24 protein-coding genes are annotated in these 23,500 nt (G+C 72.7%); 9 read left to right on the top strand and 15 right to left on the bottom strand.

Annotated features, from left to right (window positions below; translation table 11 throughout):
• Together PV410_RS39025 and PV410_RS39030 are read right to left on the bottom strand one after the other, a co-directional pair.
• Positions 1-157, bottom strand: a 157-nt coding sequence (locus PV410_RS39025; RefSeq protein ID WP_500331178.1) for a DUF3311 domain-containing protein, incomplete at its 3' end; no start/stop codon positions are given.
• Positions 158-289: 132 nt separating this feature from the next.
• Positions 290-1,069, bottom strand: a complete 780-nt coding sequence (locus PV410_RS39030) for a GntR family transcriptional regulator (RefSeq protein ID WP_500331179.1) — start codon at positions 1,067-1,069, stop codon at positions 290-292.
• 225 nt (positions 1,070-1,294) lie between these two features.
• On the opposite strand from PV410_RS39030, the gene PV410_RS39035 reads away from it, so the two are divergent.
• The 6 genes from PV410_RS39035 (at position 1,295) to PV410_RS39060 (ending at position 8,982) form a co-directional block, all read left to right on the top strand.
• Positions 1,295-2,572 (top strand): extracellular solute-binding protein, encoded by a 1,278-nt coding sequence (locus PV410_RS39035; RefSeq protein WP_500331103.1) that lies wholly within the window; start codon positions 1,295-1,297, stop codon positions 2,570-2,572.
• Between the two features lie 98 nt (positions 2,573-2,670).
• Positions 2,671-3,636 carry a carbohydrate ABC transporter permease gene (locus tag PV410_RS39040; protein WP_499513873.1) on the top strand — a complete coding sequence of 322 codons (966 nt, stop codon included), beginning with the start codon at positions 2,671-2,673 and terminating at the stop codon, positions 3,634-3,636.
• A 5-nt stretch (positions 3,637-3,641) separates the two neighbouring features.
• The gene (locus tag PV410_RS39045; RefSeq protein ID WP_499513874.1) at positions 3,642-4,529 is read left to right on the top strand and encodes a carbohydrate ABC transporter permease; all 888 of its coding nucleotides are present in this window, start codon (positions 3,642-3,644) and stop codon (positions 4,527-4,529) included.
• Positions 4,526-6,049: a glycoside hydrolase family 3 protein gene (locus tag PV410_RS39050; RefSeq protein ID WP_500331105.1), complete on the top strand. Its 1,524-nt coding sequence runs from the start codon at positions 4,526-4,528 to the stop codon at positions 6,047-6,049. Before PV410_RS39045 ends, PV410_RS39050 begins: the two co-directional genes overlap by 4 nt.
• 47 nt (positions 6,050-6,096) lie before the next feature.
• Positions 6,097-7,167: an SIS domain-containing protein gene (locus PV410_RS39055; RefSeq protein WP_500331107.1), complete on the top strand. Its 1,071-nt coding sequence runs from the start codon at positions 6,097-6,099 to the stop codon at positions 7,165-7,167.
• A gap of 366 nt (positions 7,168-7,533) precedes the next feature.
• Positions 7,534-8,982, top strand: a complete 1,449-nt coding sequence (locus tag PV410_RS39060; RefSeq protein ID WP_500331109.1) for a sensor histidine kinase — start codon at positions 7,534-7,536, stop codon at positions 8,980-8,982.
• 164 nt (positions 8,983-9,146) lie between these two features.
• Here PV410_RS39060 and PV410_RS39065 read toward each other — a convergent pair whose 3' ends face one another.
• Together PV410_RS39065 and PV410_RS39070 are read right to left on the bottom strand one after the other, a co-directional pair.
• A complete protein-coding gene (locus tag PV410_RS39065; protein WP_018563321.1) occupies positions 9,147-9,404 on the bottom strand; it encodes a WhiB family transcriptional regulator in 258 nt (85 codons plus the stop codon).
• Between the two features lie 317 nt (positions 9,405-9,721).
• Positions 9,722-10,690, bottom strand: coding sequence for a diacylglycerol/lipid kinase family protein (locus tag PV410_RS39070; RefSeq protein ID WP_500331110.1), 969 nt, complete (start codon positions 10,688-10,690; stop codon positions 9,722-9,724).
• A gap of 74 nt (positions 10,691-10,764) precedes the next feature.
• Here PV410_RS39070 and PV410_RS39075 point away from each other — a divergent pair, with 74 nt between their 5' ends.
• Positions 10,765-11,187, top strand: a complete 423-nt coding sequence (locus tag PV410_RS39075) for a hypothetical protein (RefSeq protein WP_500331111.1) — start codon at positions 10,765-10,767, stop codon at positions 11,185-11,187.
• Between the two features lie 42 nt (positions 11,188-11,229).
• On the opposite strand, the gene PV410_RS39080 is transcribed toward PV410_RS39075, so the two are convergent.
• From PV410_RS39080 to PV410_RS39120, 9 genes are all read right to left on the bottom strand, one after another.
• On the bottom strand, positions 11,230-12,198 hold the full coding sequence (locus PV410_RS39080) for an RNA polymerase sigma factor SigF (RefSeq protein WP_500331180.1): 969 nt from the start codon (positions 12,196-12,198) through the stop codon (positions 11,230-11,232).
• A 22-nt stretch (positions 12,199-12,220) separates the two neighbouring features.
• Positions 12,221-12,634, bottom strand: coding sequence for an ATP-binding protein (locus tag PV410_RS39085; protein ID WP_319138557.1), 414 nt, complete (start codon positions 12,632-12,634; stop codon positions 12,221-12,223).
• A 206-nt stretch (positions 12,635-12,840) separates the two neighbouring features.
• The gene (locus tag PV410_RS39090) at positions 12,841-13,350 is read right to left on the bottom strand and encodes a GNAT family N-acetyltransferase (protein ID WP_500331113.1); all 510 of its coding nucleotides are present in this window, start codon (positions 13,348-13,350) and stop codon (positions 12,841-12,843) included.
• A gap of 10 nt (positions 13,351-13,360) precedes the next feature.
• Positions 13,361-14,251, bottom strand: coding sequence for a 1-aminocyclopropane-1-carboxylate deaminase/D-cysteine desulfhydrase (locus PV410_RS39095; RefSeq protein WP_500331115.1), 891 nt, complete (start codon positions 14,249-14,251; stop codon positions 13,361-13,363).
• A gap of 16 nt (positions 14,252-14,267) precedes the next feature.
• Entirely contained in the window at positions 14,268-15,785 is a 1,518-nt protein-coding gene (locus PV410_RS39100; RefSeq protein WP_500331116.1) for an ArnT family glycosyltransferase, read from the bottom strand.
• A 592-nt stretch (positions 15,786-16,377) separates the two neighbouring features.
• Positions 16,378-17,439 (bottom strand): NAD(P)H-dependent flavin oxidoreductase, encoded by a 1,062-nt coding sequence (locus tag PV410_RS39105; RefSeq protein ID WP_500331118.1) that lies wholly within the window; start codon positions 17,437-17,439, stop codon positions 16,378-16,380.
• A complete protein-coding gene (locus PV410_RS39110; RefSeq protein ID WP_500331119.1) occupies positions 17,439-18,170 on the bottom strand; it encodes a CoA-transferase subunit beta in 732 nt (243 codons plus the stop codon). Before PV410_RS39110 ends, PV410_RS39105 begins: the two co-directional genes overlap by 1 nt.
• Positions 18,167-18,997: a CoA transferase subunit A gene (locus PV410_RS39115; RefSeq protein ID WP_500331121.1), complete on the bottom strand. Its 831-nt coding sequence runs from the start codon at positions 18,995-18,997 to the stop codon at positions 18,167-18,169. The genes PV410_RS39110 and PV410_RS39115 overlap by 4 nt, the downstream gene beginning before the upstream one ends.
• Positions 18,994-19,773 (bottom strand): enoyl-CoA hydratase family protein, encoded by a 780-nt coding sequence (locus tag PV410_RS39120; RefSeq protein ID WP_500331123.1) that lies wholly within the window; start codon positions 19,771-19,773, stop codon positions 18,994-18,996. Before PV410_RS39120 ends, PV410_RS39115 begins: the two co-directional genes overlap by 4 nt.
• Positions 19,774-19,827: 54 nt before the next feature.
• Between PV410_RS39120 and PV410_RS39125 the strand changes: the two genes are divergently transcribed.
• Complete coding sequence (locus PV410_RS39125; RefSeq protein ID WP_500331125.1) at positions 19,828-20,613, top strand: SDR family oxidoreductase; 786 nt, start codon at positions 19,828-19,830, stop codon at positions 20,611-20,613.
• Positions 20,610-21,554 (top strand): SDR family oxidoreductase, encoded by a 945-nt coding sequence (locus tag PV410_RS39130; RefSeq protein ID WP_500331182.1) that lies wholly within the window; start codon positions 20,610-20,612, stop codon positions 21,552-21,554. Before PV410_RS39125 ends, PV410_RS39130 begins: the two co-directional genes overlap by 4 nt.
• A gap of 84 nt (positions 21,555-21,638) precedes the next feature.
• Here PV410_RS39130 and PV410_RS39135 read toward each other — a convergent pair whose 3' ends face one another.
• Positions 21,639-22,796 (bottom strand): acetyl-CoA C-acetyltransferase, encoded by a 1,158-nt coding sequence (locus PV410_RS39135; protein ID WP_500331127.1) that lies wholly within the window; start codon positions 22,794-22,796, stop codon positions 21,639-21,641.
• Between the two features lie 46 nt (positions 22,797-22,842).
• The gene (locus PV410_RS39140) at positions 22,843-23,490 is read right to left on the bottom strand and encodes a TetR/AcrR family transcriptional regulator (RefSeq protein WP_500331129.1); all 648 of its coding nucleotides are present in this window, start codon (positions 23,488-23,490) and stop codon (positions 22,843-22,845) included.
• Positions 23,491-23,500 lie beyond the last annotated feature (10 nt).

Genomic DNA, 23,500 nt, shown 5'->3' on the forward strand with positions numbered 1-23,500 from the left:
AGTAGAAGAACGGGATGCCGATGAACTCCGGCGTCAGCTTCGCGTACGAGCCGACCCAGAGCATGGCGACGAAGGGGATGACGAGGCAGACACCGGCGATCACGCGGGTGGTGGTGACCACCGGTGGCCGCCCGGAGGTTCCGGATGGTTCGGACATTGCTACGGCTCCGTCCTGATCTCTTACTCCTGTGTAATGCGCAGGCAATCTAGAGTCAGGACGGTCGGCACGTCACTACCGCCCGCATTGCGGTATGGAAACGATCTACAAGGCCGGGGAACCGTACCGGGGTTACGGACGTTGCAGCCGGGCCACGAACTTGTAGCGGTCACCGCGGTAGACCGAGCGCACCCACTCCACCGGCTCGCCGCCGGTGTCGATCGAGTGCCGGGACAGCAGGAGCATCGGCAGCCCGACGTCCGTGCCCAGCAGGCCCGCCTCGCGCGGGGTGGCGAGCGAGGTCTCGATGGTCTCCTCCGCCTCGGCGAGCCGGACGTCGTAGACCTCGGCGAGGGCCGTGTAGAGCGAGGTGTACTTCGCCAGGCTGCGGCGCAGCGCGGGGAAGCGCTTGGCCGACAGGTGGGTGGTCTCGATGGCCATCGGCTCGCCGTTCGCCAGGCGCAGGCGCTCGATGCGCAGCACGCGGCCGCCGGCCTTCATGTCCAGCAGTTCGGCCAGCCGGTCGTCTGCGGTGATGTAGCCGATGTCGAGCAGCTGTGAGGTCGGCTCCAGGCCCTGGGCCCGCATGTCCTCGGTGTACGAGGTCAGTTGCAGCGCCTGGGAGACCTTGGGCTTGGCGACGAAGGTGCCCTTGCCCTGGATGCGCTCCAGGCGGCCCTCGACCACCAGTTCCTGCAGCGCCTGCCGCACGGTGGTGCGCGAGGTGTCGAACTCGGCGGCCAGGGTGCGCTCGGGGGGCACCGGGGAGCCGGGGGGCATCGTCTGCGTCAGTTCGAGCAGATGGCGCTTCAGGCCGTAGTACTTGGGTACCCGCGCGGTCCGTCCGGCCACGCTCCCGGGCGCCTCCGCGGTCTCCGTCACCGCTGTGCCGGCCTCGCCGTCCGTCTCCATCGCCTCTGCTCCCGAGTGCTGTCGTGCTGCCGTCACCGGCTCCTCCGTCATTCGCGGCTCACATCGTGGCACGGGCCGGGCTCATATCGCGTTACGAGCCCAGATGTCGGTCCGGTAACGGACGCGTCCGGTGCTCTTATACACCCTTGACACCCCTAAAGGTCTAGGCCAAGCTTCGGGCACTGGTCTACACCACTTGGTACTCACTGCCCTGGGGAGGGTGTTGTGAAGCGCAAGCTGATCGCGGCGATCGGTGTCGCCGTCATGGTCGCCGGCGTTGCGGCCTGCGGTTCGGACGACAAGGGCTCCGACAAGGCCTCGGCGCCGAAGGAGATCACCGTCTGGCTGACGGTCGACGCACAGAAGAACTGGCCCGAGCTGGTCAAGCAGGCGGACGACGCCTTCACGGCCGAGCACAAGGGCGTGAAGATCCACCACGAGTACTACGAGTGGACCGCCAAGAACCAGAAGCTCGACGCCGTCCTCGCCACCAAGAAGGTGCCCGACGTGGTCGAGATGGGCAACACCGAGACCCTCGGCTACCTGGTCAAGGGCGCGTTCGCGCCCATCGACAAGAGCAAGTTCGAGAACTCCGGCGACTGGCTGGACGCCCTCGAGGGCTCCGTGACGTACAACGGCAAGACCTACGGCGTGCCTTACTACGCCGGTGCCCGTGTCGGCACCTGGCGCAAGGACGTCGCCAAGGCGGCCGGCGTCACCAAGGCCCCCACCACCTGGGCCGAGCTGACCGACGCGCTCGACAAGATCCAGAAGAAGAACGGCGACAAGTTCTCCGCCTGGTACCAGCCCAGCCGCGACTGGTACACCGCGCTGGCCTTCGTCAAGGACGCCGGCGGCGACGTCGCCAAGGAGGACGGCGGCAAGTGGACCGCCACCCTCTCCGACCCCAAGTCCATCGAGGGCCTGAAGACCTGGAAGGGCGTCCTCGACGCGTACTTCCACGGCGACAAGAACAAGGACGAGTCCGACCGTTACATCGTCTACGGCCAGGGCAAGTCCGCGCTCATCTACGGCGCCAGCTGGGAGGGCGGCGCCGCCGCCGACCCGAAGACCGACAAGACCGGCAAGCTGAAGGACAACCTGGAGACCTTCGCGCTGCCCGGCCCCAACGGCGAACTGCTGCCGAACTTCATCGGCGGCTCCGACCTGGTCATCCCGGCCAAGTCCGCCGCGCAGGACCTCGCCGCCGACTGGATCAACGGCTTCACGAACAGCGCCGCCCAGAAGGTCCTCATCTCCAAGGGCAACCTGCCCAACGCCAAGTCGCTGCTCGCCCCGCTGAAGGACGACCCGGCGACGGCCGCATCCGCCCGGGCCAACGAGAACACCTGGTTCGTCCCGACCGCCCCGGGCTGGCTGCAGGTCGAGAAGAAGCAGATCCTGCAGAACATGCTCAACGACATCGCGGTCGGCAAGGCCTCCATCGAGGACGCGACCAAGTCCGCGGACGAGCAGATCAATGCGGTGATCAACGCCGGCTGACCGGCACACGGGCAACACGGTGATCGACGCCGGCCGGCCGCCCCGGGGCGGCCGGCCCCGGCGCGACGCCAGGGACTGGAGCAGCCGAGGAGCACATGATGAGTGCCGTTGACACACCGTTGGACAAGGTGCCGCGCCCGCGGCCGGCGGGACCGGGCCGCAGGCCACGCCGCTTCGGCGGAGCCGCGCTCCCGTGGACGCTGCTCGCGCCGACCATCGGCGTCCTGCTGCTGGTCCTCGGCTACCCGCTGGTCCGGCTGGTCACCCTCTCGTTCAAGCAGTACGGGCAGGCCGAGCTCTGGCAGGGGCTGCCCGGCGACTGGCAGGGAGTCGCCAACTACACCCACGTCCTGGGGGACTCGGTCTTCTGGGGCGTCGTCCTGCGCACGCTGCTCTTCACCCTCGCGGCGGTGCTGCTCACGCTCGTCGTCGGCATGGGGGTGGCCCTGCTGATGCAGCGGGTCTCGCCCTGGGTCAAGGCGCTGATCAACATCGTGCTGGTGGCGAGCTGGGCGATGCCCGTGGTCGTCGCCATCACCATCTTCAAGTGGATGTTCGACAGCGACTACGGCGTCCTCAACTGGCTGCTCAGCCGGCTGCCGGGGGTGGACCTCAGCGGCCACAACTGGTTCACCGACACCAAGCAGGGCTTCCTGGTCATCACCCTCATGGTGGTGTGGGGCGCCATCCCCTTCGTCGCCATCACCCTGCACGCCGGCCTCACCCAGGTGCCCAAGGAACTGGAGGAGGCCGCCCGCATGGACGGCGCCGGGCCGGTCAAGGTCTTCCGGCACGTCACCCTGCCGGTGCTCAAGCCGATCATCGTCATGCTGACGACGCTGTCGGTCATCTGGGACATGGGCGTCTTCCCGCAGGTCTTCCTCATGCGCGACGGCCACCCCGAGCCCGCGTACCAGGTCCTCACCACCTACTCCTACGACCAGGCCTTCGTCGCCAACGACTACGACGCGGGCGCGGCCATCGCCGTCATCACCGTGCTGCTCCTCCTCGGGGTGATGGCCGTCTACATGCGCCAGATGCTGAAGATCGGAGAGGTGGAGTGACGGCCATGCTCGACACGGCTCCCGCCGAGAGGGTGCCGGCCGCCGCTCCGGCGGCGCGCGCCGCCCGGCGGCCCCGGCGCAAGGGGCGGACGGTCTACAACCTGCTCGGCCTGCTGGTCGTGGTGGTCTCCGGCTTCCCGGTCTACTGGATGCTCAACACGGCGTTCAAGCCCGCCAAGGACGCCATCGACCCCGACCCCAAGCTCTTCCCGACCAGCCTGTCCTTCCAGAACTTCTCCGACGCCCTCGACGTCGGCGACTTCTGGGGATCGGTCGGCCGCAGCCTGATCGTCGCCGGCTCCACCGTCGGCCTCGGCCTGGTCATCGGGCTGCTGGCGGCGCTGGCCATCTCCCGCTTCGTCTTCCGCGGCCGCAAGGCGGTGATCGTCGCGATCCTCGCCGTGCAGATGGTGCCGCTGGTGGCGATGATCATCCCGGTCTTCCTGCTGCTCAACCAGATCGACCAGATCGACAAGCTCTCCGGACTCGTCATCACGTACCTGACTTTCGTGCTCCCCTTCACGGTGTGGACGCTGCGCGGATTCATCGTCAACATCCCCAAGGAGCTGGAGGAGTCGGCGATGGTCGACGGCTGCACACGCATGGGCGCGTTCTTCCGGATCATCCTGCCGCTGCTCGCCCCGGGCCTCGTCGCCACCTCCATCTACGCGTTGATCCAGGCCTGGAACGAGTACCTGTACGCGATGCTCATCATGAGCCAGGAGCACCAGACGGCGACGGTGTGGCTCGGCAACTTCGTCACCTCGCGGGGCACGGACTACGCGCCGATGATGGCCGGTTCGACCATGATGGGCGTGCCCGTGGTGATCTTCTTCCTGATCGTGCAGCGCAGGGTCGCCGCCGGACTGACCGCCGGGGCGGTGAAGGGATGACCGAGACCTTGAGCCAGATCCACGACGGCACCGCGGACCCGGGCGACCTCGTCCGCGACGCCCTCACCGTCCTGCAGCCGGGCTTCCACGGCACCACCGCACCCGAGTGGCTGCTGCGCAGGCTCGCCGAGGGACTGGGCTCCGTCGCCCTGTTCGCCCGCAACATCGAGTCGCCCGGGCAACTGGCCGCGCTCACCGCGCAGCTGCGCGCGGTACGGCCCGACGTCCTGATCGCCGCCGACGAGGAGGGCGGTGACGTGACCCGGCTGGAGGCCCGCAGCGGTTCCTCCTTCCCCGGCAACCTCGCCCTCGGCGCCGTCGACGACACCGCCCTGACCCGCGACGTCGCCGCCGCACTCGGCCGCCGGCTGGCCGAGTGCGGGGTCAACCTCAACTGGGCGCCGTCCGCGGACGTCAACTCCGACCCCCGCAACCCGGTCATCGGCGTGCGCTCCTTCGGCTCCGATCCGCTGCTGGTCGCCCGCCACACCGGCGCGTACGTCGAGGGCCTGCAGTCCGCCGGGGTCGCCGCCTGCACCAAGCACTTCCCCGGTCACGGCGACACCTCCGTCGACTCCCACCACGCCCTGCCCCGGGTGGACGTCGACCCGGACACCCTGCACGCCCGTGAACTCGCCCCGTTCCGGGCCGCCCTGGCCGCCGGCAGCAAGGCCGTGATGAGCGCGCACATCCTCGTGCCCGCCCTCGACCCGGACCGCCCGGCCACCCTCAGCCCCGCCGTGCTCACCGGACTGCTCCGCGACGAACTGGGCTACGACGGCCTGATCGTCACCGACGGCATCGAGATGCGCGCCATCGCCGACGCGTACGGCATCGAGCGCGGCACCGTCCTGGCGCTCGCCGCCGGCGCCGACGCCATCTGCGTGGGCGGCGGCCTCGCCGAGGAGGAGACGGTGGTCGCCCTGCGCGACGCCATCGTCGCCGCCGTGCGCGACGGCGACTTGACCCGGGAGCGGCTCGCCGACGCCGCCGGACGGGTGCGGAGCCTGGCCGCCTGGGCCGCCGAGCGCTCCGCGGCGCCGGCGCTCGCGGCACCGGACCCCGGGATCGGCCTGGTCGCGGCCCGCCGCGCCCTGCGCGTGACCCGTACCGACGCGTACCTGCCGGTCGCCGAGGCGCCGTACGTCGCCGCCTTCACCCCGGTCGCCAACATCGCCGTCGGTGACGAGACCCCGTGGGGCGTCGCCGCCGAGCTCGACCGGATCTTCCCGGGCACCGTGACCGGGAGCTTTCGCGAAGGTGACGCGCTGACCGCACACGTGCTGCGGTCGGCGGGGACTCGTAGGATCGTCGCAGTGGTGCGTGACGTGCACCGTCACCCCTGGATGGCCGAGGCGCTGGGCGCGCTGCTCGCCGCCCGTCCGGACACGGTGGTGGTGGAGATGGGCGTTCCCCAGGCGGCACCGTCCGGCGCGCTGCACATCGCGACCCACGGCGCCGCCCGCGTGTGCGGGCGGGCGGCCGCGGAGGTCATCGCTGGCAAGGAGGCCGGCGACTGAGGTCCGCCGCGGCACATCCGTTCCGGATCCACCTGGAGGCCCCGAGAATGTCCGCCCCGTCGCCGGCCGAGCAGCAGCCGATGCCCGGCCGGATCATGTCCGGCGAGATGGCCGAGCAGCCCGCGGTGCTGCGCCGCATCCTCGAGGAGGGCGCCCCCCGGATCCGGCGGACCGCCGAGCGGATCGCCGCGCGCGGACCGCGCTTCGTCCTGCTCACCGCGCGCGGCACCTCCGACAACGCGGCCCTGTACGCCAAGTACCTGGTGGAGGTGGTCCTCGGCAAGCCCGCGGGGCTGACCTCGATGTCGACCACCACCGCCTACGGCGCGCGCCCGGACCTGACGGACTGCCTGGTCGTCACGGTCAGCCAGTCCGGCGGCTCACCGGACCTGGTGGCCTCGACCCGGGCCGCCCGCGAGGCCGGCGCGATCACCCTGGCGGTCACCAACAACGCCGACTCGCCGCTGGCCGAGGTCTCCGAGTTCCACATCGACGTCCTGGCCGGCCCGGAGAAGGCGCTGCCGGCGACCAAGACGTACACCGCCGAGCTGCTCGCGCTCTACCTGTTCGTCGAGGGGCTGCGGGGCGGCGACGGCAACGCCGCCAAGGTCCTGCCGGAACTCGCGGAGCAGATCCTCGCCCGCCAGGACGAGGTCAGGGCGCTCGCCGCGCGCTACCGCTTCGCCGAGCGCCTGGTGCTCACCTCGCGCGGCTACGGCTACCCGACCGCGAAGGAGGCCGCGCTGAAGCTGATGGAGACCAGTTACATCCCGGCCCTGTCCTTCTCCGGCGCCGACCTGCTGCACGGCCCGCTGGCCATGGTCGACAACGTCTCCCCGGTCATCGCGATCGTCACCGAGGGCAAGGGCGGCGAGGCGCTCCAGCCGGTGCTGGACCGGCTCCGCGGCCGTGGGGCCGATCTGATGGTCATCGGCAACCAGGCGTCGGTAGACGCCGCCTCCGCAGGCTTCGTCCTCCCCACCGAGGGCGTCGCCGAGGAGGTGCAGCCGGTCCTGGAGATCCTCCCGCTGCAGATGCTGGCCTACGAGATCACCATCGCCCGCGGGCAGGACCCCGATGCGCCGCGCGCGCTGGCGAAGGTGACCGAGACGCGCTGAGCCGGAAGGCGGGCCGGAAAGGGCCCTGACACCACTTCGGGCCGCGGCGCCGGGACGGGACCCTCAACCCGCCCAGCACCGCAGCCCGGAGCTGCCGTCGGCCCGTGGCACGCGGGATGTGCGGTTCCCGCGGCCCGTCAGGGCCGACCATGAGGCCTGGCGCAGTCAGGGCAGAGAGCGCCGGGGCCTCGCTCCACCCTTCTGTGCGGGAAGGATGGAAGTTCGGTTGTACGTCAATTCTGGACTAGACCACTAACGCCTGTCCACAAGGTGACGCAGTCAGATCATAGGTCGTCGGAGACCTTTGTGGGGACTGGATGACGGCGCCTTCCATGAGCGCGGGATACGCTCATTTGCGTGCCCTCCATGAACGATCTCGTACGCCAGCACACGGACCTCGACGATTCCGATCTCGAGTGGCTCCACCTGCTGGTATCGGAGTGGCAACTGCTCTCCGACCTCTCCTTCGCGGACCTCGTGCTGTGGGTCCCGACCAGTGACGGGACCCGCTACGTCTCCGTCGCCCAGATGCGGCCGAACACCGGCCCGACCTCGTACCAGGACGACATGGTCGGCCACCTGGTGCCGCGCGGCCGCCGCCCGATGCTGGACGCCGCACTCGACGAGGGCCGGATCGTCCGGGAGGGTGACCCGGAGTGGCGCGAGGAGGTCCCGGTCCGGGTCGAGTCCATCCCGGTGCGCCGAGCGGGCCGGGTCCTCGGGGTCATCGCCCGCAACACCAACCTGCTCACCGTGCGGACCCCCAGCCGCCTGGAGCTCACCTACCTGCAGAGCGCGTCCGACCTGGCGCAGATGATCGCGGCGGGCAGCTTCCCGTTCCCCTCCGAGCAGGTCGACATGGACGCCTCGCCGCGGGTCGGCGACGGCCTGATCCGGCTCGACGCCGAAGGCGTCGTCCAGTACGCCAGCCCCAACGCGCTCTCCGCCTACCACCGGCTCGGCCTGGCCGCCGACCTCGTCGGCCACCACCTGGGCTCGGTCTCCGCCGAACTGGCCCCTTCGCGGACCAAGAGCCACGAGGCGCTGGTGACCGTCGCCGGCGGCAAGGCGCCGCGGGAGACCGAGATCGAGGGCAACGGCGGCGTCATCCAGTTGAGGGCGATCCCGCTGAGCCCCAAGGGCACGCACAACGGCTCCCTGGTGCTGCTGCGGGACGTGACCGAGCTGCGCCGCCGGGAGCGCGAGCTGATGACCAAGGACGCCACCATCCGGGAGATCCACCACCGGGTGAAGAACAACCTGCAGACGGTCGCGGCGCTGCTGCGGCTGCAGGCCCGGCGGATGGACTCCGACAAGGGCCGGGAGGCGCTGGAGGAGGCGGTGCGGCGGGTCGGCTCGATCGCGATCGTGCACGAGACGCTGTCGCAGAACCTCGACGAGTGCGTGGAGTTCGACGAGATCGCCGACCGCGTGCTGGCGATGGTCGCCGAGATCTCCCCGGGCAGGGTCACCGCGCGCCGCAGCGGGCGGTTCGGCATCCTGACGGCCGAGGTGGCCACCCCGCTGTCGATGGTCCTCACCGAACTGCTGCAGAACGCCCTGGAGCACGGGTTCGGGCCGGGCGAGCAGGGCACCGTCGAGGTGGCCGCCGAGCGGCACGGGCAGAAGCTGGGCATCGCGGTACGGGACGACGGGCGCGGCCTGCCCGCGGAGTTCGACCCGCAGCGGGCCGGCAACCTCGGGCTGCAGATCGTACGGACTCTGGTGGTGGGGGAGTTGGGCGGAAGCTTCGACATGGTCCCGGCCGAGGAGCGCGGGACGAAGGTCGTCCTGGAACTGCCGCTGGAGGGCTGAAACCCGTCGCGGTCCTGCGAGTCCGGCGGGGCGGGGACCTCGCAGGACCGGGCTCCGGGAACGCCGAAGCCCCGGCTGCTCGGGGAGCGGCCGGGGCTCTTCGCGTCGCGATGCTGCGCGGTTCGGAGGTGCTGCGCGCTGCGGCTCGGGGGTAAGCGAGTGCGTCAGGCGCTGGCGTTGCGGGCGCGGTTGCGGGCGGCGCGGCGCTTCATTGCGCGACGCTCGTCCTCGCTGAGGCCACCCCACACGCCGGCGTCCTGGCCGGTCTCCAGCGCCCACTGCAGGCACTGCTCCATCACGGGGCAGCGGCGGCAGACGGCCTTGGCTTCCTCGATCTGCAGCAGCGCAGGACCGGTGTTGCCGATGGGGAAGAAGAGCTCGGGGTCTTCCTCGCGGCAAACGGCGTTGTGACGCCAGTCCATGGCTGCTCCATCTCCTTGTGTTGCATGTAAGTTGCTTGTGAATGTGAACGCTTTCACGAATCCTCAGACACGACACGGGACATCGCCCAGTCTCCTGGTGCGGTCCCGCGGGGGTGTGGTGAGGATTCCGGCTGCCGAGGACGCCCGATGAGCGGCTGTCCCGATCGCCAGGAAGAGCCTCGCAAACCTGGGCTGCGGATACAACCCCTTCCGAAAAGTTTTTTTTGAATCCTCGGTGTCGGCTCCGTCACAGCCGTACTTCCATGGGGTGCAGGGCAGCCTAAACGTTCGAGTGAAAGGACTTTATGTCCTTCTGCTTACACAATCACACGCAGTGCACGGCGTACGCCTGTGAAGGTTGCGCTCATTCGCAGTCCCAGGTGGTCTCCGTCCACCTGGAACGGCAGTGGCGCCTGCGAATGCAAGGTGAAGTCCGTCAGATCGTGCAGGGAGGTCGCGTGCTTGCCCTGCGGCCCGCGCTCCGGGGTCGAACGGAGCAGCTGGGTGGCGTAGCGGGTGACCGCCGCGCTGGTCAGCCGGGAGAGTCCCAGCACGTCGAGGGCGGTGTCGAAGGACGCGCGCGGCGAGGCGTAGATCGGGCGGTTGCCCAGGTAGGTCCACGGCGCGGTGTTGCACACCAGGGCGAGCACGAGGTCGGTCACCGGGTCCTCGCCCGGCCGGTCCAGGGTGATCGCGCCGGCGCGCCGGTTCGGCTCGGTGAGGAACTGGCGCACGACCTGGCGTATGTAGAGCGCGTGGGTGGAGCGCTTGCCGTGCTCGCGCTGCTGCTCCACCCGTCCCACCACACCCGCGTCGAATCCCAGCCCGGCGCAGAAGGTGAACCAGCGTGCCGGCACCCCCTCGTCCTCCGTGCCCGGGGTTCCGCTCACCAGGCCCAGGCCGACCGTGCGGGAGCTGCGCTCGCGCAGCGCGTCCAGCAGCGCGCCGGTCGCCTCCACGGCGTCGTTGGGCAGCCCCAGGGCGCGCGCGAACACGTTCGTGGACCCGCCGGGCACCACCGCGAGCTTCGGCAGGCCGTCGGGGTCGGGGCCGTTGTGCAGCAGACCGTTGACCACCTCGTTGACCGTGCCGTCCCCGCCCAGGGCGACGACCAGCTCGATCTCCCCGCCCTCCGCGGCCTGCCGCGCGAGGTCGCGGGCGTGGCCGCGGTACTCGGTCGCGGCGACCTCCAGCTTCAGGTCGCTGGCGAGCGCGTGCGCGAGTACGTCACGCGTCCGGGCGCTGGTGGTGGTGGCGGCTGGGTTGACCACGAGAAGGGCGCGCATGCCCGCCAGGGTACCTACCGGGCGGTACCGGGCCGCACCCCTGGTGGCCAGGACGCGGCGGCTACCCTGCTGGGGTGAGTGGCAACGAGAAGCCCGCGCAGCCGGGCCGTACGCGCCGCCTCGCGGCGGCGGCCGCGGTCGCGGCACTGGAAGGCGCCGCCCTGGCGGCCTGGGGGATCGCGATGCTGGCCCTGGGGATCCTCGGCGACCCCGACAGCCCGCGCCAGGCGGAGGCCGGAGGCGTGACCGTCCTCGCCCTGGCGGCCATGCCGCTGGCGGCCGCGTTCGGGCTCTGGCACGCGCGCCGCTGGAGCCGCGGCCCCGCGCTGATCATCCAGCTCGTCGCGCTCCCCGTCGCCTGGAGCATGGTGCAGGCGGGTGGCGTCATGATCGCCGCCGGTGCCGCGCTGGGAGTGGCCGCCGTCGCCGAGCTGGTGCTCCTCGTTCACCCCGCGGCCACCGACGCCCTCGGGATCGGGCGTACGGCCGAGCAGTGAGCCGCGGCGCCCGGGGGTGCCGCCGTCACCTCCGCCGTACCGTCACTCCTCGACCAGGAGCTTGTCGCGCAGCTGGGCCAACGTCCGGGCCAGCAGCCGGGAGACGTGCATCTGGGAGATGCCGACCTCCTGGGCGATCTGCGACTGGGTCATGTTCCCGAAGAAGCGCAGCAGCAGGATCTTCTTCTCGCGCGGCGGCAGCTGCTCCAGCAGCGGCTTGAGCGACTCCCGGTACTCCACGCCCTCCAGCGCGTCGTCCTCGGCGCCGAGGGTGTCGGCGACGGCCGGCGACTCGTCGTCGGTGTCGGGCACGTCCAGGGAGAGCGTGCTGTAGGCGTTGGCGGATTCGAGGCCCTCCAGGACCTCCTCCTCCGTGATCTTCAGGTGCTCGGCCAGCTCGTGCACCGTCGGGGCCCGCCCGTGCTGCTGCGAGAGCTCGCCGGTCGCCGTCGTGAGGGCGAGCCGCAGCTCCTGCAGACGGCGCGGGACACGGACCGCCCAGCCCTTGTCGCGGAAGTGCCGCTTGATCTCGCCGACGACGGTGGGGGTCGCGTAGGTGGAGAACTCCACCCCGCGGTCCACGTCGAAGCGGTCCACGGACTTGATCAGCCCGATCGTGGCGACCTGGGTGAGGTCGTCGAGCGGCTCGCCCCGGTTGCGGAAGCGCCGGGCGAGGTGCTCGACCAGCGGCAGGTGCATGCGGACCAGCCGGTTGCGCAGCTCGGCGCGCTCCGGGGAGCCCGGGGGGAGCTTGCTGAGCTCCACGAAGAGCGCCCGGGCCCCGGCCCGGTCGTGGGTCTCGTGGTGCCCGTGCTGCACCTGCCCGTGGTCCTGCTCCTGCTGCTCCTGCGCCATGCGATCCGCCCGATCCGCCTGATCCGTCTGCCCGGCCGCGTCACTGCTCCCGGGGCCGGACACGGGCCCGGTACCGGGATGCGGCCGCGCCTCCTGGCGCCGCGCCGCAGGGGCGGGTACGGGGCGGCCCCGCACCCCCGGCGTGCTGCCTTCCAGATCGTTCACGGCGATTCCCCCGTTACAGCTGTCCCGGTCCGGCACCGCGCTTCTTGTGCAGGGCGATGCTCACGGTCTTGTCGTCGGCCACGCTGGAGTCCACCTCGCCGGCCAGCGCGGACAGCACGGTCCAGGCGAAGGTGTCGCGCTCCGGGGCGCGGCCGTCAGTGGTGGGCGCCGACACGGTCACCCACAGGGCGTCCCCGACCAGGCGGAAGACGCAGCTCAGCACGGACCCCGGGACGGCCTGCTGGAGCAGGATGGCGCACGCCTCGTCCACGGCGATGCGCAGGTCTTCGATCTCGTCGAGGGTGAAGTCCAAGCGGGCCGCAAGTCCTGCCGTCGCCGTACGCAGCACCGACAGGTAGGCCCCCGCCGCGGGCAGCCGGACCTCGACGAAGTCCTTCGACCCGGGCTCGCCTGCGATCTGGGACACCCTCACCTCCAAGGTGGCACACGCACTGCCCACATCGGCATTGCACTGGATCTGATTCGGTTCGCCAGCGACGCTATCGCGATCCGTACCCCGGTGTCGCCCGGACGGAGCACGGTCGCCGCCATGAATGAGCCCTGACCCGGCACCCCATGGCTGTCACCCATAGTAGGCGCACGAGCACGCAACGTCGCTAGTGGTCTGCGGTGTCAAATCGAAAGAGATGTCGCTTTGTTGACACGTGCCTGCTCAGCGAGGGCGCGAAGGGGGTCGCCGGTCAGTCGTTGCACCGTCCATTCGTCCTGGGGACGGGCGCCCATCGCACGGTAGAAGGCGAGGGACGGCTCGTTCCAGTCCAGCACGGACCATTCGAAACGTTCGTAGCCCCGTTCCACGCATATGGCGGCGAGTCCGGCGAGCAGGGCCTTGCCGTGGCCGCCGCCGCGCGCAGCGGGGCGCACGTACAGGTCCTCCAGGTAGACGCCGTGGGTCCCGGTCCAGGTGGAGAAGTTCCGGAACCACAGCGCGAAGCCCACGGGCGCGCCCAGGGCGTCGTCCTCGGCCAGGAGCGCGAAGACGGCCGGATCCGGGCCGAAGAGCGCGTCGTGGAGCTGCTGCGTGGTGGCCCGCGCGCTGTCCGGCTCCCGCTCGTACTCCGCGAGTTCGCGGATCATCGCGTGGATCTCCGTGACGTCGGCAGGTGTCGCGGCTCGGATCATGCCAGCAAGGCTAACCGGTCGGCCGCCCGGTCACGACGGCCGCGACCGTCGTCCCGGGCGCGAAGGCACCTTCCTGCGCCAGCGAGAACAGGCCGTGGAGCATCTTCGCGACGTAGACGGAGTCCGGGACGAAGCCGTGCCGCGTGCCGAAGTCCGCCGCGAACGCATCCAGCTCGGGCGAGGTACGGGCGTAGCCGCCGTGGTGGAAGCGTTCGTCCAGCAGCCAGGACCCGCGCGGCCCGCCGAAGGCCGCCTCCTGGAGCCGGCGTATCTCCCCGGCCAGGAAACCGCCGCCCTTGAGGACCGGGAACCCGATGACCCGCTGCCCCGGATCCACTCCGGCCGCCAGGCCCGCCAGGGTCCCGCCCGTCCCGCAGGCCACGCCCACGACGTCCGCCCTGCCGCGCAGCTCCTCGCCGAGCGCCACGCAGCCCCGTGCGGCGAGCGCGTTGCTGCCGCCCTCGGGGACGACGTAGGCGGGCCCCAGACGGTCCAGGAGGGCCGCCAGGACCTCCGGTTCGTCCTTGCGGCGGTAGGTGCCCCGGTCGACGAAGTGCAGCCGCATGCCGTCGGCGGCGGCCCGCGCGAGGGAGGGGTTGAGCGGGCGTCCGGCCAGCTCGTCGCCGCGGACGACGCCCGTGGTGGCGATGCCGAGCAGCCGGCCCGCGGCGGCGGTGGCGCGCAGGTGGTTGGAGTAGGCGCCACCGAAGGTCAGCAGGCGGCGGTGGCCGCCGTCGAGGGCGGCCCGCAGGTTCAGGTGGAGCTTGCGCCACTTGTTGCCCGGCAGGTCGGGGTGGATCAGGTCGTCCCGCTTGACGAGCATCCGGACGCCGCGCCCGGCCAGCCGTTCGTCGTCGCGCAGCTCGACCAGCGGGGAGGGCAGGCGGACGTCCGGGATCACCCGTCCATTGTGGCCGTCACCTGGGCGAGAGGTGGACGCGGTAGCCCTGGTGGTAGTTCAGGTCCGGCAGCGGGCGGGAGGGCCAGTCACGCGCGTACGCGGGCGGCTGCCCGCCCCGCGGGGTGAGGACGGCGACGGGCTGGGTGCGGGCCAGGCGCAGGATGCCGGCCGGGGTCAGGTTCTCGTTGTTCCCCGCGGTCTGGCCGGAGGCGCAGCGCGCCTGGTAGCCGACGGGCGTCGCCATCGGCCCGGTCACCAGGCACGGCGGGCGCACCCCCAGCCGGTTCAGTTCCGCGGCCATGCGGGCGTAGTCCTCGTTGCCGATGGTCGAGCTGCGCACCGCGCGGTGGAGCACGATCTGCTGGGTGACGAGCTGCGCGAGCACGACGGCGACCACGGCGCCGGTGACGGCCGGGCGCAGCGCCGGCCGTACCCGCGCGGGGAGCAGGAGGAGGCACTGGGCCGCGGGCAGGGCGAGCAGGGCGTACGCGGGGAGCAGGAAGCGCGGTGCGGCGTAGTCGATGAGCACCAGATAGGGCAGCGCAAGGGACAGGCCGCACACCGCTGGCAGGAACCGCGCCCCGGGGGCCTGCCCCTCACGCCGCGGCGCGAGGGCGACCCCGGCCGCCACCAGGGCGGGCAGGGCGAACCACCATACGGCGTCACCCTTGTGCTGCCAGACGGCGTCGCAGGGGCGGCACAGTGTGTGCGACGCGTCCAGGGTGCTGAGCTGGTCGGCGAACGCCAGGTGCCAGCCGAGGCCGCCCTCGATGGCGTTCGCGCGGTCCATCCGGGCCAGGATGCCGCCGTAGCTGGTGAACGCCTCGACCACCCACTGGGCGCCGCCCAGCAGCACCCCGGCCGCGATGGCCGCGAGCAGCACCGGGCGGCGCCGGCCACGCACGAAGAGCGCGGCGACGCCCAGGGGCAGGGCCAGCCAGGCGGCGTCGTGCGGGCGCAGCAGGGTCAGCGCGGCGAACGCCACCGCCAGCCCGGCGAGCGCGCCCCGGCCGGTGTGGCCCGGCGCCGCCGCGTGCAGGTAGCAGCCCACCGCGATCAGGGCCACCAGCGCGACCCAGAGGTTGGGCATCGCCTGGGGGCCGTACAGCAGGGTCACCCACAGCCCGGTGAAGAGCAGCCCGGCCAGCGCCACCACCCGGGTGCCGAGCAGCGGCCGCCACAGCCACAGGGCCAGGAACAAGGCCGCGCCCGACAGGACCGCCAGATAGATCCGGAGCGCGAGGGTCGACGCGGTCAGCAGCGCGATCGGCGCGACGAGGACCGGCACGCCCCGGGAGCGGGGCGCGCTGAAGAACGCCGAGGGGATGTCCGGGGAGACCTGGCTGACGTAGACCGACTCGTCCCAGCCGAGGCCCATGCCGGGCGCGACGACCAGGAGGAGCTGGACCACGGTGAAGAGCGCCGCCAGGGAGGCGAGCAGATGGACCTCGGAGTGCGGGCGGCTGCGCGGCGGTGCGGCGTGGCGCGCGCGGGGCCGGGCATCCGGTGACGTCAGCTCATGCGTCGTCGCCATAGTGCGTTATGGCAACAGCCGTGACGCACGTGATCAAGGCGGCGCGCCGCTCCCCGGGGGCGGCTCGACCGGTGGGGTGAGCGCCGCCGGGCCCGTTCGCCCGGGTGGCGCCGCCGGCGGGGACGACAGGAGACATGGCGCCTTCGCCGGTCCGTGTGCCGGGCCGCTCCGCTCGGCCGGGCCATGAGGGGTGGCGTGCCCGTCGCAGCGAGCCTCCCTCGGCCTTGGCAGCGCTCGCGGTGCGTCTGGGCCCCGGGCCGTGGGCATCGGTGACCTCATAGGCCGGCAGCCGCGGCGGGAGCATCGCCGGGATCGGCTGGGTCTGCTCGGCGAGGCCCTTGGCGGCGAGGACGAGCTCTTGCGCAAGTTCGGCGGGCGCCCACAGTGCCCGGGGCATTGCCGCCGTCGCGGAGTCGGCTGCGGCATGCGGCTACAGCCGCGATAGGGCCGGGCGTCGTCGTCGGCGGCCGGACACGGCACGGGGGCCTGCACGCCGGAGGCACGTGTCGCCGCGAGGGGGCGTCAGCGGTCCGCGGGTACCGCTTTTGCCGCGGCGTGACCGGGCGGCCGCGTGGGGGCCCGCCACGGGCCCTCAGGCGGGCGTGGCGAGGGAGGCCAGCCGGGCGAGGGCGTCCTCGGCGTCGGCCATGACGCGTGCGACGAGTTCCGCGCAGGAGGGCAGGTCGCCGATCACGCCCGCGACCTGCCCGGCGGCCATCACCCCCAGGTCCGGGCGGCCGTCGACCATCGCGGACTTCAGCATCATCGGCGTGCTGGCGGCGAGCAGGGTCTGACTCCAGGTCAGCTTTCTGCCGTGCCGCATCGCCAGTCCGTCGCGGACCATGGCGCGCGGGCCCATCCCCGAGACGCGGCGGAAGGCCGCCGCGTGCCGCAGGGCCCGTAGCAGGGCGGCCGCCTTCCCCGAGCGCTCCAGGGCGGCCACCAGGTCGGTGCGCAGCATGCGGTGCGGCAGCCCGTCGACGCGGTCGGTGACGACGACGTCCCGCACGGACGCGGCCAGGTAGCGGGCCTTGACGGCGTCGGGCACCGGGCTGTCGGAGGTGAGCAGGAAGCGGGTGCCCATACCGACGCCCGCCGCGCCGTACGCGAGGGCGGCCGCCAGGCCGCGGCCGTCGAAGAAGCCGCCCGCCGCGATCACGGGGATGCCGACGGCGTCCACGACCTGGGGCAGCAGCACCGTGGTGGCGACGTTCCCCGTGTGGCCGCCGCCCTCGGCGCCCTGCACCATCACGGCGTCCGCGCCCCAGGCGGCGACCTTCTCGGCGTGCCGCCGCGCGCCGACGGAGGGGATGACGACCACCCCCGCGTCCTTGAGGCGGCCGATGAGCTCACGGGTGGGGGCCAGCGCGAAGGAGGCGACGCGGACGTCCTCCTCGACGATGATGCGCACCCTTTCCGCGGCGTCCCCCGCGTCCGCCCGCAGGTTGACCCCGAACGGCGCCCCCTCGGTGCGCTCCCGTACCTCCCGCACCGCCCGGCGCAGCCGCTGCGGGCTCATGGTGGCCGAGGCGAGGATACCGAGCGCGCCGGCGTTCGCCGTCGCCGACACCAGTCGGGGACCGGCGACCCAGCCCATGCCGGTCTGCACAAGGGGGTGGCGGACCCCGATGAGCCGGGTCAGCGCGGTCTCCATCAGGCCCGCACCTCCCGCTCCCGCAGCCCCTCGGGGTCGAGGACGGTACGGATCAGCCGCAGCTCCTCGGCGCCGGGCGCGCGGGTGCGCGGCGGGTGCGCGGGGACCGGCAGCGGGAAGCCGGTGGCCTCCTGGAGCGCGGCCGGGCTCACCCCGGGGTGCAGGGAGCGGACGCGCATGGTGCGTTCGGCGGTCTCGAAGTCGAAGACGCCGAGGTCGCTGACGACCCGCCGGACGTCGTGGAACCGGGTGGCGGACGGGCCGGCGGCGGCCGCCCTGTCGTGGCCGACGCCGCACACCATGTCGACGCGTTCGACGAAGACGCGGGGCGAGTGCCGAGGCACCCAGTAGCTGGTCGGGTTGTTGAGCGTGTTGACGGGCGCGCCCCGCACCCCCAGCAGTTGCCGTGCGGGACGCCGCCAGTCGCCGATGCACGAGATGTTCTGGTTGCCGTACCGGTCGAGCTGGCTCGCGCCCATCATGACGTGCCGCCGCCCGCCGGCGACCAGGGCCAGGTGCTGCCGGTAGGGCAGCCAGCCCTCCACCTCGCCCGCCGCGTCCAGGAGGAGGGCCTCACCGTCGGTGAGCAGCAGGCCGGTTGCGAAGGTCAGCCGGGCCAGCCGCGCGCCCAGGGAGGGGATCAGCCCCATGGGGGCGGCCAGCACCTCACCGTCGCCACGCCACGCCTCGGCGCAGGCGACGACGGCGTACTCGGCGCGGGTGGGGTTCACGGCCGCTCCTTCCCCGCGCCGGACACCAGGCGTTCCGCGAAGGCCGTCCAGGCGGCGGGATCGGCGGCGGCCCGGGCGTACTCCCGCTGGAAGTCCTCGTCGCGGTCGTAGTCCGGGACGCAGGAGGTGAAGTGGGCTCCGTGCGGGGCCTCGACGACCCCGGTGACGAACTGCCGCTTCACCAGGAGGGACTGGGGGCCGGCCGCCTTGAGCAGGTCTGCGGTGTCCACGACGCGTTCGCACGACACATAGGCGGCGTCCGCCGCCTCGCAGAACAGGTCGTCGAAGTACGGGTCCGGGCCGAGGTACTGGCCGTTGCCGCGGGCGTCGGCGCGGTTGAGGTGGACCAGGGCGGCGTCCAGGTGCAGCGCGGGGACGGCGACCAGCTCCTCCCCGTCGTCGTAGGGCGAGGTGACCGTCCGCAGCCAGGGGTTGACCCGCATCACGTCGGAGCCGAGCCCGGCGCGCACCGGCAGGAAGGGCAGCCGGTGGGCGGCCGCGGTCAGGCCCCACATCATCATGGCCTCGTCCAGCTCGGTGAGTTCCAGGGCGCCGCGTTGCCGGGCGGCGCGGAAGTGCGGTTCGAGCGGGATCGAGTCCAGGGTGACGAAGGCGGTGACCAGCCTGCGGATCCGGCCCGCCGCGGCCAGCAGGCCGACGTCCGGGCCCCCGAAGGAGATGACCGTCAGGTCCGTGACGCCGGACCGCAGGACGGCCGTCACCAGGGCCATCGGCTTGCGGCGGGAGCCCCAGCCGCCGATGCCGACGGTCATCCCGGAGCGGAGTTCGGCCGCCACCTCGTCCGCGGTCATGACCTTGCCGCTCATCGTCGCCCCCCGGTTCCGGACCCGGATCCGGACCCGGACCCCGACACGAAGGCGTCGCGGTGCCGGTCCGCGACGCCACTGAGGTTGGCCTCGAAGGTGAAGCCCTGTTCGAAGCGGTAGCTGCGGCGGACGTCGACGGGGTCGATGCCGTTGATGGCGGCCTTGGCGAGGCGGAGCAGCTCGCCGTCCTTGGCCGCGATCTCGCGGGCGAGGGCGAGGGCCGCGGCGTCGAGCTCCCCGCGGGGCACGACCTGCCAGACCGAGCCGTGGCGGTGGAGTTCGGCGGCGGTGACGGTGCGGGAGGTGAAGTAGAGCGTGCGCATCAAGTGCTGGGGGACCAGCCGCGCGAGGTGGGTGGCCGCGCCCAGGGCGCCGCGGTCCAGCTCGGGCAGGCCGAAGGAGGCGTCCTCGGCGGCGACGACGGCGTCCGCGTTGCCGACCAGACCGATGCCACCGCCCAGGCAGTGCCCCTGCACGGCGGCGACGACCGGCACCTCGCACTCGTAGACGGCGGCGAAGGCCTCGTAGCAGCCGCGGTTGGCGCCGATCAGGGCCGTGTGGCCCGCGGTGTGCTGCATCTCCTTCAGGTCGACGCCCGCGTTGAAGCCGCGGCCCTTGGCGCGCAGGACGACGCAGCGGGTGCCCGGGTCGCGGCCGGCGGCGCGCAGGGCGTCCGCCAGCTCGTACCAGCCGCTTACGGGCAGGGCGTTGACCGGCGGGTGGTCGACGGTGACGGCGGCGACGCCGGGTTCGGGGTGCGCGGTGGAGACAGTCATCCGTGGATCAGCTACCTTTCCACCAAACGTTTGTTAGGGGAAAGGTACTCCGGCGTGAGCATGACTGTCGATCTGTCGGGCCGAGTCGCCGTCGTCACCGGCGGCACGCGCGGGGTCGGCGCCGGCATCGCCCGTGCGTTCGCGGAGGCCGGCGCCCGCGTCGTGGTCTGCGCCCGCCGCCCGCCGCCCGGGCCGCCGCCCGACGGAGCCGACTTCCGCGCGGTGGACCTGCGCGATCCGGGCGCCACCGCGGAGGTCCTCCGCGCGGTGGCGGAGGCGTACGGGCGCATCGACGTCCTGGTCAACAACGCGGGTGGGACGCCCTACCGGCTGCTCGGCGAGGCGGGACCCGAACGGCACGCGCGGGTCGTCGAGCTCAATCTGCTGGCGCCGCTCAACGCCTCGCTCGCCGTCCACCAGGTGATGGCCCGTCAACCGGGGGGCGGTGCGGTCGTGATGATCGGCAGCGTCAGCGGCGGTCGCCCCTCACCGGGAACGGCGGCCTACGGCGCGGCCAAGGCGGGCCTGGAGAGCCTGGCCCGCTCCATGGCCGTCGAATGGGCCCCGCTGATCCGCGTCAACACCCTGGTGCTCGGCATGGTCCGCACCGAGTCGTCGCACCTGCACTACGGGGACGAGGACGGCGTCGCCGCCGTGGAGCGCACGGTGCCGCTCGGGCGGCTCGCGGAACCGGTGGAGGTGGGGGACGCCTGTGTCTTCCTCGCCTCCGAGCGGGCCCGTTACATCAGCGGCGCCAGCCTGCACCTGCACGGCGGCGGCGAGGCCCCGGCGTTCCTCGCCGCGGCCGGGGACGGAAGGGGAGCGGGATGGGCGGGATGACCGCGCAGGGCGGCGCCACGACGGGCATCTGCGCCGGGCGCGTGGTCGCCGTCACCGGTGCGGGACGCGGGCTGGGCCGGGCGCACGCCCTGGCGTTCGCCGCCGAGGGCGCCCGGGTCGTGGTCAATGACCTCGGCGGCGGGCCGGACGGCGCCGGGAGTTCGGCCGCGCCCGCCCACGAGGTGGCCGCCGAGATCCGCGCCCGGGGCGGTGAGGCCGTCGTGCACGACGGCGACATCGCCACCCCGCAGGGGGCGGCGTCCCTCGTCGCCACCGCACTGGAGGCGTTCGGGCGGCTGGACACCCTGGTCAACAACGCGGGCTTCCTGCGTGACCGGATGCTCGTCAACCTGGACGAGGACGACTGGAACGCCGTCCTGCGGGTCCATCTCACCGGCCACTTCCTGCCGCTGCGGCACGCGGCCGCGCACTGGCGGGCCGAGACCCGCGCGGGCCGCACCCCTGACGCGCGGATCGTCACCACCACGTCCGGTGCCGGGCTGCTGGGCAGCGTCGGGCAGGGCAACTACGCGGCCGCCAAGGCGGGCGTCGTCGGCCTGACCCTGGTGGCCGCCGCCGAACTGGCGCGGTACGGGGTACGGGTCAACGCCGTCGCCCCGGCGGCCCGGACCCGGATGACCGAGGCGGTCTTCGCCGAGGCCATGGCCGCGCCCGGGGCAGGCGGCTTCGACGCCATGGCGCCGGGGAACGTCTCGCCGCTCGTCGTCTGGCTCGGGTCGGCCGCCTCGGCCGGTGTCACGGGGCGGGTCTTCGAGGCCGAGGGCGGCCGCATCACGGTCATGGAGGGCTGGCGGCCGGGGCCCACCGCCGACCGGGGCGCCCGCTGGACGCCCGCGGAGGCGGGGGAGGCCGCCGTGAAGCTGCTCGCGGCGGCGGAGCCCCCCGGGCGGGTGTACGGGGCGCGGGCGGCGGGGGAGTGACGCGGGGGCGGTGACACGGGCCCCCGCGTCGCGGTGCGGTCGCGCCGATGCCGGGCTCGGCTTCCCGGTCGTCCGGCCGGCGGGTCAGAGCCGTTCGATGATCGTGACGTTGGCCTGGCCGCCGCCCTCGCACATCGTCTGCAGTCCGAAGCGCCCGCCGGTGCGCTCCAGTTCGTGCAGCAGGGTGGTCATCAGCTTCACGCCGGTGGCGCCGAGCGGATGGCCCAGCGCGATGGCGCCGCCGTTGACGTTGACCCGGCCGGGGTCGGCGCCGGTCTCCTTGAGCCAGGCCAGGACGACGGGGGCGAAGGCCTCGTTGATCTCGACCAGGTCGATGTCGTCGATGGTCAACCCGGTCTTCTTCAGGGCGTGCGCGGTCGCCGGGATGGGTGCGGAGAGCATGCGGATGGGGTCCTCGCCGCGCACCGACAGGTGGTGGACCCGCGCCCGAGGGGTGAGCCCGTGCTCGCGGACCGCGCGCTCGGAGGCGATGAGCATGGCGGCGGCCCCGTCCGAGACCTGGGAGGACAGGGCCGCGGTCAGCCGCCCGCCCTCCACCAGGGGTTTGAGGTCGGCCATCTTCTCCGCAGTGGTGTCGCGGCGCGGGCCCTCGTCGGCGGTCACACCGGCGCAGGGGGCGAGTTCGCGGTCGAATCGGCCCCCGTCGATGGCGGCGACCGCCCGCCGGTGGGAGCGCAGCGCGAACTCCTCCATGGCCTCACGGGTGATGCCCCACTTCGCGGCGATGAGCTCCGCGCCGTGGAACTGGCTCACCGGGGTGCTCCCGTAGCGGGCGCGCCAGCCCTCGGAGCCGGAGAACGGGCCCGCGGTCATGCCGAGCGGTTCGACGGCCCGGTGGTTGGCGTAGCCGATGGGGATGGCCGACATGTTCTGGACGCCGCCCGCCACGACGAGGTCCTGGGTGCCGGACAGCACGCCCTGGGCGGCGAAATGGACGGCCTGCTGGGAGGAGCCGCACTGGCGGTCGACGGTCACGCCGGGGACCTCCTCGGGCAGCCCGGCCGCCAGCCAGCTGGTGCGGGCGATGTCGCCCGCCTGCGGGCCGACCTGGTCGAGGCAGCCGAAGACGACGTCCTCGACCGCGGCCGGGTCGACCCCGCAGCGTTCCACCAGCGCCTTCAGCACATGGGCGCCGAGGTCGGCGGGGTGGACCGCGGACAGCCCGCCGCCGCGCCGGCCGACCGGGGTGCGGACCGCTTCGACGATGTAGGCCTCGGCCATGACTGCTCCTCCGTGGGGACCGGGTGGTGGACCGGGTGCGGCTGCGTCATTCCCTGACGGTGACGCCGTCCAGCACCATGGACAGGTACTGCCGGGCGATCTCCTCGGGGCTGTGCTGCCCGCCCGGCCGGTACCAGGACGCCGCGACCCAGACGGTGTCGCGGATGAAGCGGTAGGCCAGCCGCAGGTCGAGGTCGGCGCGGAACACCCCGTTGGCGGCGCCGCGTTCCAGCGTCCCGAGCCAGAGCCGTTCGAACCTGCGCTGCGAATCGCCGAGATAGGCGAAGCGGGGCTGGGAGGACGCCAGCTGCCGGGCCTCCCGCTGGTAGATCGCGACGGCGTCCAGGTGTCGGTCGATCTCCCGGAAGGACTCGGTGACCAGGGCCTCGACGGTCTCCCGTGGGCCGAGGCCGGCGGCGAGCACGTCCTCGTACCCGGCCCACAGCTCGTCCAGGAAGGCCGAGAGGATCTCGTCCAGCATCGACTCCTTGGAGTCGAAGTGGTAGTAGAGGCTGCCCGCGAGCATCCCCGCCTCGTCGGCGATCCGCCGGACGGTGGTGGCGTCGTAGCCCTGGGCGGCGAACACCCTGGCGGCGATGGCGAGGAGTTCGGCGCGGCGCCCGTCGGAGGGGGCCGTGGCCCCCGCGGGGCTCTTCGCGGTCCTCGGCGTGGTCTTCGGAGTGGTCTTCGGCACGGGGATCATT

The organism is Streptomyces sp. PA03-5A, from assembly GCF_033792725.1.
GTDB lineage: Bacteria > Actinomycetota > Actinomycetes > Streptomycetales > Streptomycetaceae > Actinacidiphila.